The 14,032-nt window shown below is 60.4% G+C and carries 8 protein-coding genes; 3 read left to right on the top strand and 5 right to left on the bottom strand.

What is annotated here, in order from left to right; genetic code table 11:
* Window positions 1-53 precede the first annotated feature (53 nt).
* Window positions 54-3,662, top strand: a complete 3,609-nt coding sequence (gene uca / locus AC6I7Z_RS22310; RefSeq protein ID WP_497815991.1) for an urea carboxylase — start codon at window positions 54-56, stop codon at window positions 3,660-3,662.
* Between the two features lie 287 nt (window positions 3,663-3,949).
* On the top strand, window positions 3,950-4,420 hold the full coding sequence (locus AC6I7Z_RS22305) for a hypothetical protein (protein WP_312058422.1): 471 nt from the start codon (window positions 3,950-3,952) through the stop codon (window positions 4,418-4,420).
* Between the two features lie 36 nt (window positions 4,421-4,456).
* Here AC6I7Z_RS22305 and AC6I7Z_RS22300 read toward each other — a convergent pair whose 3' ends face one another.
* From AC6I7Z_RS22300 to AC6I7Z_RS22290, 3 genes are all read right to left on the bottom strand, one after another.
* Window positions 4,457-4,954: a helix-turn-helix domain-containing protein gene (locus tag AC6I7Z_RS22300; protein ID WP_497815990.1), complete on the bottom strand. Its 498-nt coding sequence runs from the start codon at window positions 4,952-4,954 to the stop codon at window positions 4,457-4,459.
* A gap of 168 nt (window positions 4,955-5,122) precedes the next feature.
* A complete protein-coding gene (locus AC6I7Z_RS22295) occupies window positions 5,123-5,344 on the bottom strand; it encodes a hypothetical protein (RefSeq protein ID WP_497815989.1) in 222 nt (73 codons plus the stop codon).
* A 40-nt stretch (window positions 5,345-5,384) separates the two neighbouring features.
* Entirely contained in the window at window positions 5,385-6,506 is a 1,122-nt protein-coding gene (locus AC6I7Z_RS22290) for a porin (protein ID WP_497815988.1), read from the bottom strand.
* 894 nt (window positions 6,507-7,400) lie between these two features.
* Here AC6I7Z_RS22290 and AC6I7Z_RS22285 point away from each other — a divergent pair.
* Entirely contained in the window at window positions 7,401-8,015 is a 615-nt protein-coding gene (locus AC6I7Z_RS22285; RefSeq protein ID WP_497815987.1) for a response regulator transcription factor, read from the top strand.
* Window positions 8,016-8,078: 63 nt separating this feature from the next.
* On the opposite strand, the gene AC6I7Z_RS22280 is transcribed toward AC6I7Z_RS22285, so the two are convergent.
* Together AC6I7Z_RS22280 and AC6I7Z_RS22275 are read right to left on the bottom strand one after the other, a co-directional pair.
* On the bottom strand, window positions 8,079-13,646 hold the full coding sequence (locus AC6I7Z_RS22280; protein ID WP_497815986.1) for an ATP-binding sensor histidine kinase: 5,568 nt from the start codon (window positions 13,644-13,646) through the stop codon (window positions 8,079-8,081).
* A complete protein-coding gene (locus AC6I7Z_RS22275; protein WP_497815985.1) occupies window positions 13,643-14,029 on the bottom strand; it encodes a response regulator in 387 nt (128 codons plus the stop codon). Before AC6I7Z_RS22275 ends, AC6I7Z_RS22280 begins: the two co-directional genes overlap by 4 nt.
* Between the last annotated feature and the right edge of the window lie 3 nt (window positions 14,030-14,032).

The following is a 14,032-nucleotide window of genomic DNA, read 5'->3' as shown; positions in this document are numbered from 1 at the left end:
CTCAGGCGCAACGAATTTTTGCGGGACGACCCGCCAAAATGCGAGTGCATTTCATGTTCACCAAACTGCTTATTGCCAATCGCGGCGCCATCGCCTGTCGTATTCTGCGCACCCTGCGCGCGATGCAGGTTCAGAGCGTCGCCGTCTATTCAGAAGCCGATCTCAGCAGCCTGCATATCCGCGAGGCGGATGAGGCGCTTAGCCTCGGCGAAGGCCCGGCGGCGCAAACCTACCTGGTAACAGAGAAGATTATCGCCGCAGCGCAGCGCAGCGGCGCCACGGCCATTCATCCCGGCTACGGCTTTTTATCGGAAAACGCGGCGTTCGCGGAGGCCTGCGAGGCGGCAGGCATCGCCTTTGTCGGGCCGACCCCGGAGCAGCTGCGCACCTTCGGCCTGAAGCACACCGCCCGCGCGCTGGCGAAAGCGCACGGCGTGCCGATGCTGGAAGGCACCGGGCTCTTGGCCGACAGCCAGGAAGCGTGCCTGGCGGCCGAAACCATCGGCTATCCGGTGATGCTGAAAAGCACCGCCGGCGGCGGCGGGATCGGCATGCGCGTCTGCGAGAACGCGCAGGCGCTGGCGGAAGCCTTCGACGCCGTGCAGCGGCTGGGGCAAAACAACTTCAGCGACGCGGGCGTTTTCCTTGAGAAATTTATCGCCCGCGCCCGCCACCTCGAAGTGCAGATCTTTGGCGACGGCCGCGGCGAGGTTATCTCGCTGGGGGTGCGCGACTGCTCGATACAGCGCCGCAATCAGAAGGTGATCGAAGAGACGCCTGCGCCAGGGCTGCCCGACGGCATGGCCGAAGCGCTGTGCGCGGCAGCCGTGGCGTTGGGCCAGGCGGTCAGCTACCGCAGCGCCGGAACGGTCGAGTTTGTCTATGACAGCGCGGCCGAGCGCTTCTACTTTCTGGAAGTGAATACCCGCTTACAGGTTGAGCATGGGGTGACGGAGCAGGTCTGGGGCGTCGACCTGGTGCGCTGGATGGTAGCGCTCGCGGCCGGCGAGCTGCCGCCGCTGCGCAGCTTGATCGCCGGGCTGGAACCGCGCGGACACGCCATTCAGGCGCGTATCTATGCGGAAGATCCAGGCCGTCAGTTTCAGCCGTCGCCGGGCCTGCTGACGGAAGCGGTCTTCCCCGCCGCCGACGGCGAAGCGCTGCGCATCGACCGCTGGGTCGAAGCGGGCTGCGAAGTCCCGCCCTTTTTCGATCCGATGCTGGCGAAGATCATCGCCTGGCGCCCGGACCGCGAAGCCGCCATCGCCGCGCTGTCGGCGGCGCTGGCGTCGACCCGCCTGTACGGCGTTGAAACCAACCGCCACTACCTGCAGCAGATCCTGGCGTTCGCCCCTTTCAGCGAGGCCAGGCCCTGGACGCGCTGTCTGGAGCAGCTGCATTATCGCGCCGCCACCGTTGAGGTGCTGGCGGCCGGCACCCAGACCAGCGTGCAGGATTATCCGGGGCGGCTCGGCTACTGGGCGGTGGGCGTCCCGCCTTCCGGGCCGATGGACGATCGGGCGCTGCGGCTCGGCAACCGGCTGCTGGGCAATGCAGAGAGCGACGCGGCACTGGAGATCACGCTGAGCGGCCCGGTGCTGAAGTTTAATACCGCCGCGCTGGCGGCGCTCAGCGGCGCGCCCCTGAGCGCGACGCTGGATGGCGAAGCCGTGCCGATGAACACCGTTTTCGCCATTCCCGGCGGCTCCACGCTTAAAACAGGCGATATCTGCGGCGCGGGCGTCAGAAGCTACCTGTGCCTGCGCGGCGGCATCCAGGTGCCCGACTATCTCGGCAGTAAAAGCACCTTTACCCTGGGCCAGTTCGGCGGTCACGCCGGGCGCGCGCTGCGCAGCGGCGATGTGCTCCATCTTGCGGAACAGGAAAGCCTTGAGCGCGCCGGCGCCGCCCTGCCTGCGGCGCTGCACACCGATCTGAGCGCGCGGCGCACGCTGCGCGTCATCTATGGCCCGCACGGCGCGCCGGAGTTTTTCACCGACGCGTACATCGAGACCTTTTTTGCCACCGACTGGGAAGTTCACTTCAACTCCAGCCGTACCGGGATCCGTCTGATCGGCCCGAAGCCGGTCTGGGCGCGGGAGAGCGGCGGCGAAGCGGGCCTGCATCCCTCAAATATTCACGACAACCCCTACGCCGTCGGCGCCGTCGATTTTACCGGCGATATGCCGGTGATCCTGGGGCCAGACGGCCCCAGCCTGGGCGGCTTTGTCTGTCCGGTCACGGTGATTGAGGCGGATCTCTGGCATCTCGGCCAGTTAAAAGCCGGGGATAAAGTCCGCTTCGTCGCGGTCGACCTGGCGACGGCACGTCAGCTGGCGCAGGCGCGGCGTGAGGCGTGCGCGACGCTGACGGCGGCGGAAATCGCCTGGCAGCCGGCCCCGCTGATCTCCCCCATCGTGATGAGCTGCGGCGAGCAGGATAAGCGCCTGATCGCGCGTCTCTCCGGCGATACCCATCTGCTGCTGGAAGCAGGCGACGCCGAGCTGGATTTAGTGCTCCGCTTTCGCATTCACGCCCTGATGCAGGCGCTTGAGCGTGCCGCCCTTGACGGCATTATCGATCTGACGCCCGGCATTCGCTCTTTACAGCTGCACTTCCAGCCTGAACGCCTGCCGCTGACGACGCTGCTTGAGCAGGTGCGAACCCGCTGGCTGGCCGTCTGCGACAGCGACGATCTGCAGGTGCCGACGCGCACCGTGCATCTGCCGATTTCGTGGGACGATCCCGCCTGCCGCAAGGCGATTGATAAATATATGACCACGGTGCGGCGAGATGCGCCCTGGTGTCCCAGCAACCTGGAGTTTATCCGGCGCATCAACGACCTGCCCGATGAACAGGCGGTGTGGAACACGGTCTTCGAGGCCAGCTATCTGGTGATGGGGCTGGGCGATGTCTATCTGGGCGCGCCGGTAGCGACGCCGCTCGATCCGCGCCATCGTCTGGTGACCACCAAATACAACCCGGCGCGCACCTGGACCGCGGAAAACTCAGTGGGCATTGGCGGCGCCTATCTTTGCGTGTACGGCATGGAGGGCCCTGGCGGCTATCAGTTCGTGGGCCGCACCCTGCAGATGTGGAACCGCTATCGCGAGGTCGCCGACTTCGACGGCAACCCCTGGCTGCTGCGCTTTTTCGACCAGCTGCGTTTTTACCCGGTCTCCGCGGAGGAGCTGCTGCACATCCGCCGCGATTTCCCGCTGGGCCGCTATCCGCTGCGCATTGAGCACGGGACGCTGCGCCTGGCCGACTATCAACAGTTCCTGGAGCGCGAAGCGGAGAGCATCGCCGCGTTTCGCGACCATCAGCAGCGCGCCTTTAACGCAGAGCGCGAGCGCTGGATCGCCAGCGGCCAGGCGCATTTTGACAGTCAGGAGAGCCAGCCGGAGGAGACGGACGAACGGCCGCTGAAGGCCGGAGAACAGGGCGTGGACAGCACGATAGCCGGCAACCTCTGGCAAATTGAGACGCAAGCGGGTAGCAGAATCCGCGCGGGCGAGGTGATAATGATCCTGGAGTCGATGAAGATGGAAATCCCGCTCACCGCGCCCTGCGACGGCGTTATCCAGCAAATCAGCGTGCAGCCCGGATCGGCGGTGCGTGCCGGCCAGCGCGTCGCGGTGATCCTTGAGGATAAACCGTAAAGCGCGCGCCGCGCTGATTTCGAGCGGCTGGCGCGCCACGCGCCTGCTTTAGCGACAACCTGTTTGCCAGGGTTTTTATGCGCTGGCTGACAGGTTTTTTTTACGGCTGATCGTGCGGCAAGCCGCCCGTTAAGCGGAGGTTTAAGCCTGCGGGCGTAAAACGTAGCCGGCCTGACGGGCAGTAGAGCGGCGGGTCGCATCCGTCTATACTTTTACAAACTATTTTTAGCGAGGTGGCAACCGTGTCTGCCCGATTGTTATGTCTGTTATGGCTGCTGGCCGCAGCCATGCCCGCGGCGGTAAGCGCCAGCGAAATCAACCTCTACTCCATTAATACCGGCTCTTTCGTCTACCATATTATCGGCAACCATGGCCTCTATACCGAAAAGTTCAACAACCAGTTTTTTTCCGCTGAAAGGCGCTTCTCTGAAGACTCCCCCTACAGCCTGCTGGCCGGCACGCTGAAAAACAGCTACGGGCATCGCTGCATCGCGCTGGGGGTGCGCAGAGACTGGGTCGCAGAACAGGGATGGGCGTTTAAAGGCGTTTATGGCTATACCGGCGAGTTTTTCGCGGACGCCTTTAGCCACTGCGGGGACGAAGGCGTTTACCACTCCTTTAAGAACGCTACCGGCGTCGGCTTTGCGCCCTATATCTACCATGCGGTTCAGTACAACTTCACGGATTACTTCGGCGTTGAAAGCGGCATTATCTTTCCCTCGGTGTTCGTTATCAGCGTGCAGTGGAGCTTCAGGTAAGCGAAAACCCGCCCCCACTCATCGCCAGGAGGCTAATCAGGCACATGCCGCTAAAGGCGTAATTAACGTTTTCATCACCCGCAGCCACTGCTCTTCATCCTGAACACACTCCCGCCGTATTCTCCCCGGCGTATAGCCGGTGAGATTCCTGACGGTGCGGGTAAATGAGGCCTGACAGTTGAAGCCATTTTCAACGGCGATATCCAGAATCGGCCGGCTGCTATGCATCAGCGCCCAGCTGGCGTTGACGACGCGGCGCACGCGGACGTAGGTATAGATATTCAGGCCGGTGAGCTGGGCAAATTTTCGTTGAAAATGCCAGATCGAATAGCCGCTCTTGCTGCATATGCGTTTTACCGAGAGCGCCTCTTCCAGATGGCTTTCAATCCACGCAATCATCTCCTGAATGACGGCAAACACCGCGCGGTCGCGCGATCTTAATGGCGCGCCTGCCCCGCCGGCGATCCAGCGCTCTTTTCTCTCCGGACGCGTGGCGGGAATATGCAGGTTCAGCACCACCCGGTTTTGACTCACCGTAAGCTCAAATCGAGGCAGAACGCCGCTAAGGCTCTGACGATAAACCCGAGGTTTCACTGAAGAATGAAGCGCTGCCGTTTGTAACATAGTCAGACCTTATGCAGAGAGTGAACGCCCGGAGCCGCTGGCTGTTACCCGCGAGCAACAGCTGAAGCCGGCTGTTTTTTATTGCTGCGCGTACGCCGTAAAAGCCGCGAGCTGACGCGAAAGAAAACGGCGGGTGGCTTCATCGGTCAGCTTCCCGTCGGTGACTTTTTCACTGACGTCGCCAACGATCGCTTCTGGTTTATTCAGGATTCTGGCGTCGAAATAGCCCAGGATCTGGCACAGATGCATATGCGCGCGCAGGCTGCAGGTCAGGGTGACGAATGTCAGAGAGGGTGTCATAAAGCTCCTTACAGGTTCTGAGAAACAGCGGGTCGCGTCGTCAGAACTGATACACAAGGCCCATAGCGAGAATGTCGTCGGTCGACACGCCCGCCGATGATGCGAAATCGCTGCTATCGATCAGGTTAAGTTTGTAATCGACGTAGGCCAGCATGTTCCGGTTGAACAGGTAAGAGCCGCCGAAGTCGATAAACTTCACCAGATCCTGGCTGCCGTAGCTTCTGCCGTTGCCCGCAACCCCCAGATCTTTCGCCCGCGCCTGGTTATAGGCGACGAAAGGCACCCAGCCGGCGTCAAAGGTGTACTGAGCGAACATCTCGAAAATGTCTGACTGGTTGGCGTAGCCGTAAATGCGGGTTCCCGTACGGCGGCCGAAACGAGAGGCGTTATAGGCCTGGGTATACATCGCGGCCAGGTAAAGATTGTGCGCATCATATTTAAGCGACGCGGAGTAAGCCTCGGCCCGATCGCCGCGTCCCATGATGCCGCTGCTGCGGTTTTGCGCGTCGGTGCGATCGGAGCCGGTAAAGGCGCCCACCGCGTTAAAGCCGTCGCCGAAGGCGTATGACACGGACATGCCGTAGCCTTCGCCGTTCTGCCGTAAAACGTCGCGGGCGCCGGGCTCGCCGCCGCCGCTGTTTTTCCCCTGATACTGCAGCGCGAAATCGAGATCCTTGACCAGACCGAAGAAATCGCTGTTGCGGTAAGTCGCCAGGCTGTTGCCGCGACGAAACATAAACTGGTCGCTGTTATAGGTTTGCGCGTCGAATTCCGGCTCCATATCGGTCTGGCTCAGCGCGTCATAGAGCACGCCGGTGCTGCGGCCATAGTCGAAGGAGCCGTAGCGGCCTGCCTTGATCCCGGCGAAGCCAAGGCGGGTAAACATACTGTCGCTCTCGCTTTCCGCCTGGTTGGTATTGAACTGGCTTTGCCACTGCCCGTAGCCCGTGAGCAGTGCGGAAATTTGCGTCTCTCCCTTAAAGCCGACGCGCATATAAGACCGATCGCCATCCTGACTTTTATCATCGCTAAAATAGCGCAGGCCAGAGACCAGCCCATAGAGGTCGAGCTTATTTCCCGCTTTATTATAAATTTCCGCCGCAAACAGGGGCGTGGTCAATAAGACGCCGGGTATCGCCAGCGCCAGATATTTTACTTTCATTTATTCCTCTAACGGGCTGCGGCTATTTTCTGCACCTGTTCCTGAGCAGCGCTGGAGAAATAACCCTGTCAACCGGTGGCCTACAGTGAGCAGCCAGATGAAGCCCTTCTCAGCCTGAATATCGCGGCTGCGTTTATTGATAAAAGGCTTTCGCCTGGTTTTAACACCCGCGTTTCTCACCTCGGGCAGGCGTCTGACCTGAGCAATATATGGCGATAAGTATCCGGGGTCGCGCCAGAGAGAGAAAGTTATACAAAGGGATAGTTATACCAACAGATAGTTATACCAAAGGATCATTGCGAGCGCGATCCGCAACAGAAACAAATCCACTTTATCACCAAAACAAGACAAAACACTAAAAATTAGGCAAATAGCGGCATTAAAGCCGGACTGACAGGCTTAGCCCTTATTCAACTTTTTTGATTTAACTGAACAGGATCTGATGATGTTCACTCATAGAAAGGTGGCGTAATATCGGTTGCAACGCATCTTACAGCGAGACTGAATATTATTTAAATATAAACAGCGCGCATCCACGCGCCGTAATGGAGGAAGAGCCTGTGAATTATCTTAAAAACGTTCTGGTACTGGCGCTGGTCGCGCTGTTTCTGATTGCCATGAGGCGCCGCGCCAGACCGGCAGAATAAATGCGCTAAATGCAGAGAGAGGGTCTGCAACAGGAAAAGTCTGTAAATGCGCCGCAATAGCCATGCTGCAAGCTGGATTAATCAGGCTGATATATAGACAACTATGCTAACCATACCAAATGAAAATAAAGCGCGGCGATAAATAAACGGCTTTAACCATAAGAATTGATGATTTCAATAGCCTTTATTTCAGGCTATATTAAATCGCCTGCAAAATCAGAACTCGTAAGAGTCAGAATGAGTATTTATGGATAAAACAATTTATATCGTCGATGACGAAGAATCGGTCATTGGCGCGCTGCAGAATCTGCTCGGCTCCGAAGGGTACCGGGTTTCCACTTTTCTTTCTCCGTCTGAGTTTCTCAGCCAGACCGATTACCTTACGCCGAGTTGCCTGATCGTCGACCTGAATATGCCCGGATTCGACGGCTTCGACGTTTCGCTGCACCTGACGGAGCGCGGCTTTTCCATCCCCACCATCTTTCTCACCGGTTATGGCACCATCCCGATTACCGTCAGGGCGATGAAGGCGGGCGCCTTTGAATTTCTCACCAAGCCCGTGATGCCCGATGAATTGCTGAGGGTGGTGGCGGAAGCGCTGGCGCTGTCGGAGAAAAGCGCGGCGGCGTCGCAGGAAAAACGCGCCGTTACCGCGCGCTATGCGTCGCTGACGCCGCGCGAAAAAGAGTTAATGCAGTACGTGGTTCGCGGCCTGCTCAATAAGCAGGTCGCCGCGGAGATGGGCATCAGCGAAATTACAGCAAAGGTGCACAAGCGCAGGGTAATGGAGAAAATGGAAGTCCGAACCCTGTCGGACCTGATCAGGGCAGCGGAAAAGCTGGCGATCCTGAACGAAAGCTAGCCGCGCCCTGCTCTGCTGAGCGGTGCGCGGCACGAGGCTTCCGCCAGGCCGGCGGAAGCGTTTTCATCGCCCAGCGGCACGTTCCACGGGCAGCGTAAACCAGAACAGGCATCCGCCTTCCGGACGATTCTCCGCCTGCAGCTCGCCGCCGTGACGCCGGATGATCTCGTTGCTGATGGTCAGCCCCATGCCCATCCCTTCCGCCTTGGTGGTATAGAACGAATCGAACACTTTGCCGATCACCTCCTCGGCCAGGCCCGAGCCGTTGTCGGCCACCGCGATACGGATAAGATCCTCCTGCGGATGAGAAGAAGAGATGCGCAGGGTACGCATGCCGGGGTTATCCGTCATCGCTTCGATGGCATTGATCACCAGATTGAGCAGCACCTGCTGAATCTGCACGCTCTCACAAAACACCACGTCATTCTTAGCGGCAAGATCCAGCTCAAGCGAGACAAACTGTCGCTCCAGCTCGAGGCGCGACAAATTCAAGATATCCCGCGCGATACGATGCAGCTTTGCCGAGGCGAACGCCGCCACCTGATTGCGGGTCAGCGCCTGAAGCCCGCGAATAATATCGCCCGCGCGGCGGCCTTCGCGGATAATCTCCTCGATACTCTGGCTGGCGTTGTCGAGCTGCGCCGGTTCACGCTTCAGCCATCTTAGCCCGGCGCCGGCGTTGGCCACGATCGACATCAGCGGCTGGTTAATCTCATGGGCGATGGACGAGGTCAGCTGGCCGACGGTGGTGGCGCGCGCGACGCGGGCAAGTTCCGCCTGGGCGATCCGCACCGCATCTTCGGACTGACGCTGGGTGGTGATATCGGTCAGGGTGCCGAAATATTCCGCCACTTCAGGCCAGTTATCGTTCGGCTCGCCAATGCCCTTAATGTAGCGGCATTCGCCGTCGTCGCGAATGATGCGGAACTCCGCCTGCATCACCACGCCCTTCTCGACGCTGGTTTCAATCAGCTCGCGCAGCGACACGATATCGTCCGGGTGCACGCGGCTCTGGAACTCCGCCATCGAGGTGGTGGCCTGAGTCTCCGGCAGCCCCATGATGCGCTTATATTCGTCGGAGATGTACTGAATGTCCGGCTCAAGATGCCAGTGCCAGGTGCCGGTATGGCTGATTTTTTCGCCCAGCATCAGCGAGGTCTGACTGGCGCGCAGCTGCTTTTCAATTTTGCGGCGCTGATTGTTCTCGTCGACCAGCTCGGCATAGAGGCGCGCGGTTTCGAGCGAAACGGCGGCCTGCGCCCCGAGCATCGAGACGATCCGCGAATGATCGGCGGTAAAGACGTCGGGCATCAGCCGGTTTTCCAGATAGAGCACGCCGACCATTTGCGCCTGCCTGAACATCGGCACGCACATCACCGCCGCGCCCGACGCCACCAGATAGTTATCCTGGCTGAAGGGGCTGAACACCTCCGGCTTGCCGGTGCGGATCTCCTGTCCGGTGCGGATCACCGCTGATAAGACCGACAGCGGCAGATCGGTTGCGGTCGGCAGCTCGCGCACAATGCGTACCTTAACCCCTTCGACGGTGGTGGAGGCGCGTGCCTGAATCTCCGGGATATTGCCGTCGGTCAGCCGGATCAGCATGCAGTGCTGCGCGCCCGCCCGCTCCACCAGCATCATCATCAGAATATGAATCAGGCGATCCAGATTAATCTCTTCGGTGAGGGCGCGCATCACGGTCACCATGCTTTGCAGATCGCTGGTCAGCGCGCTCTGCTCGAAAGAGACGGTGCTCAGGGCCGTTTGCGTATGATGCCCGGCGAGAGAGGGATAGCGCATTTCCAGCTGGCGCACCTTTGCGCCCGCCCCCCAGCGATCCCAGGCGGAGATCGCGCCTTTAATATAGGCGTCGCCCGCGAACGCCATGTTGCGCGCATAGGCCATACGCGCCGCCAGTTCGCACGCCAGCCCGTTGATATGATGAAACTGCCCTTCGCGCGACAGGGTGATGGCGCGCTCAAACTGTTCGGCGGCCTGCCCGGCTTCGCCGTCAAGGCGCAGCAGCTCGGCGCGCAGCAGCGCCTCTTTATCGGCGAAGGTTTTGGCGTTTTCGTTCGCCCAGGTCACGAGCCTGTCGAGATGATGCTGCAGCTGCTGGCGCTGCTGACCGCTGAGAGAGCCAGGCGTGAGGGGAACGGTCAGCGCCAGCGCGCTGTAGAGATGAAAATCCAGCATATGCACATGGCCGGGAACATGGTCGGTAAAGGGCGCCGCGTCGGCAAAGTAGCGCGCCGCGCAGGCATATTCCGCCGCGAAAAAGTGCGCCATGCCCTTATAGAGTCGCGACCAGAACTGGATCAGATACATCGGCTCCACGGCCTGTTCCGGCCTGACCGCATCCAGCATCGGCGGCAGAAAATCCTGGCCTGAGAACTCGCTTCCGCGCGGCTTGCGCAGGAAGAGCACATAGTCAAGCTGCATGCTGAGGATCATCTCTACGTCGCGGTACTGCGCCTTGCGGACAAACAGCATGCCGCGCGTAATCGAAGTATGTACCGCTTCCAGATGATCGCCGCGGGCGAGATAGTTCATGACGATATGACGCAGCGCCAGGCAGGCCGAGGTGCGGTCGCCGGTTTCGACCCCCACGTCGAAGGTGGCCTTCGCGCGCTCAATAGCGTAGGAGAGCGGCATCGTCCAGATGCTGACCTGGTCGAGCGGCAGCAGCGTGCGCGCTTTAAAGCTGACGAAGTCGTGCTTATACACCAGCTCGCGCGCCAGCAGCGTGCTGGCGAAGCCGCGGCTGTACTCATCATACTGATCGCCGCACACCACGCCATACCAGGAGAGCGCCAGAGTCGATGCGCCGCTCAGCCCGCGATCCATCGACAGATGCAGCAGCTTGCAGAGGATCATAAAGTGCAGCCGCGGGTTGCTGAACGCGGCAAAGGTGCTGGCGCTGGCCATCAGATTCATGATCGCTTCGGTTTTTTTGCAGCTGAGCAGCGGCAGCGCGCGAAAGCGCGCGTAGGGATTTTTGCCGACCGTCTCTTTTAGCAGAATACGCGCCGCATCGCACTCCAGGCGGTCCGGGTAGCGATTTAGCTGAATGCCGAACACCGCCAGCCAGGCGAGCGCGGTCTCCAGCGCCAGTTTGCTGTCCGACTGGCGCATATGAATTTCAGCGATCAAACAGGCCGCTTCGGCTTTCTCGGTGATCTCGCCGGGCGAGGCCGCGATTTCCGAGCATAACGCCAGCGCCACCGAGAGGTTGCCGTTCAGGAATTCACATTCGGCCTCCTCCAGCAGAAACTCGCACGGGTCGTCGCTGCCTGGGCTGCTGTTAAGCAGGCGCGCGGTCTGCAGGTAACGCAGCGCCGAAACATAATCGCCGGTATCTTTCGCCCGGCGGCTCGCCTTCAGCATCAGCTGACAGAAGGTTTGCGCGTCATGCGCCAGCAGCCCGCCATTTCTGATCGACAGCAGATGATGAGCGGCTCTGAACAGCACGGCATTGGTCACCTCAAGATCCGACAGGTGCATATAGTGCAGCGCGGCCAGATAGTGGAAGGCGTCTTTGTCGGTCGGCTCCAGCAGATCGAGCGCCGCTTCATGCATGCTGTCATGCATAAACGCGTACTCTCTGCCGCTCAGCGCGATCAGCTTCGCCGTCGCCGCCGGCAGCAGCGTCTGTTCGATCTCCGCCACGGCAATACCGAGGATGCGGCTCATGGTATCCAGCTCCCCTGCGCTGCCGAGCGAGGCGAACTGGCCCAGCAGATGGCGGGTCGGCAGCGGCAGCGTGGCGAGATGCTGCAGAACGCTGGCGGCGACATTGGCCGCATAGTGACAGTTTTTCAGCGCCTGCGCGTCATAGGCCCAGCGGAAGGGCGCATGGTGCGTGATCAGGCCGTCGCGCAGCGCCTGGCGGAAAAAGGCGTGGGTGGCGAGCGGATTGCCGGCGGTCTTTTCGTGAATAACCTGCGCCAGCTCCGCCGTTTCGCCGCTGCGGGTATGGAACAGCCCCGCCAGCCAGCTCGCAATATGCTTTTCGCTGAACGGTTCCGGCGTGATATCGGTAATGCGGGCCGCGCAGGCGCGAATGCGCTTCAGGTTGTCGTCGATCGTCGGACAGGGCAGCGAAACGCTGTCGCGATAGGTGATCACCAGCAGCAGCGGGATATCTTCGCTCAGCGCCAGCAGGTTTTGCAGCAGCTGCAGCGTGGCGCGATCGGCCCAGTGCACATCGTCGATCAGAATAACCAGCGGACGACCGGGCGCGGTGAAGGCTTTCACCAGGTTGCAGGCCGCCAGGTTAAAGCGGTTTCTGGCGTCCTGCGAGTGCGTATGGGCATGCACGGCCGCTTTCTGATTGAGTAAAATGCCCAGTTCCGGCACCAGATTGATCGCCAGACCGGCATATTCGCCCAGCAGGCAGGCGATATGCCCCTTCCAGCGCGCCATCTCTTCGCCAGGCAGGCCGAGCACGTGCAGCGTCAGCGTCCTGAAGGCGGCGGTAAACACCGCGTAGGGCAGCACGGGAGAGTGGCGATCCGCCTTCACCACCGTCATCAGCGCTTTTTTGTTGCGCAGCAGCTTAATCGACGAGGCGATCAGCGAGGATTTGCCGGCGCCCGGCGCGCCGCCGATCGCCACCAGACTGTGCTTGCCGCTTTTGCTGACCTCGTCGAACGCCGCCAGAATATCGGTCGCCTGGGGATGATCGGCGCAGAGCGCGTCGGGCGATAAATTCGCGGCCTGAGAGTCCTGCATGCCGAGAGCAAAGGATTCGATCATGCCGTCCGGCATCAGGGTCGACGCGCAGCGCCGCAGATCGGCCAGCACCCCTTCCGCCGTCTGATAACGGTATTCCGGCGATTTCGCCAGCAGCCGCAGGATAACGGAGGAGAGGATCATCGGGATCTCCTGACGTATCAGATGCGGCGGCAGCGCTTCCGACGCAATATGGTGGTGCACCCATTCGGCGTGGCCGCCTTCGGCGCTGCCGTAGGGCAGCCTGCCGGTGAGCAGCTCATACAGCACAATGCCCAGGCTGTACAAATCGCTAACGCGACTGACGGGATGCGCCGAGCGGGAGGTGTGCTCGGGCGACATATAGGCGAGCGTGCCGCCCGCGACCGGCAGGCGAGTCTGCTGCAGCAGATCGCTGTCGACCGACGACAGGCCGAAGCCGCCCAGCAGAATTCGTCCATCTTCAGCATAGAAAAAATTCGCCGGTTTGATATCGCCGTGCACCAGGCCCTGCTGATGCATCAGGCTCAGGGCGCTGCAGAGCATCGCGGCGCTGGCGAGAAATTCAGGCACGCTGCCCGGAGGCCTGCATAAAACATCCGCCAGCGTACGGTAATTGAACAGCCGGTAAATCAGGGCGTATCGTCCCTGATAAAGGGTGTGGCCCAGGGGCGTCAACGCCCAGTGTTCGGAGAGGCGCGCGCGCAGCGCGTACTCATTTTTCAGCAGCTGCGTCACCTGAAAAATCGACTCTTCCGTGCCTGCGGTCGCCAGCACGAAGGTTTCGCCGGTGACCCCATGCCGGCAGAGCAGCCAGTCGACATTGCCCTCCTGCGCCAGGGGAGTAAAAGAGATGTCGTCTGATAGCGCGACGCCATCGGTTTCTGCGGTCTCTAACGCCTGCGGATGTATGCTCATTGGCGGGCAGCCCTTGAGGAGAACACCTGACGGATATGTTCAAACAACGTATCAATTTCGATAGGCTTTGGCAAAAAGGCGACCGCGCCAAGGTTAATGGCATACCGCAGCATGCTGTCATCGCCGTTGCCGGAAATGATGATGCCCGGCGGATTCATCAGCCGCCGGGTCAGATTGACGTAAAGCTCGAAACCATTCATGCCTTTCAGTTGCACATCAATGATAAAAAGCGCGGCACTCGCCATCGCTGCTTCATCACAGAGAAGAGATTCTGCCGACTCGAAAGCCTGGGTGAGATAACCTTCAGACTGGAGCAGGTTGGTAAGACCACTGCGGACAGAACGTTCATCATCGACGACGACAATGCGCTGCGACAGCTGCATGCT

It is taken from the genome of Pantoea sp. X-Soil-MYKO-1289, from assembly GCF_059730625.1.
Note: the sequence above shows the minus strand (reverse complement) of the source record. Positions and strands in the feature narration are given on the sequence as shown.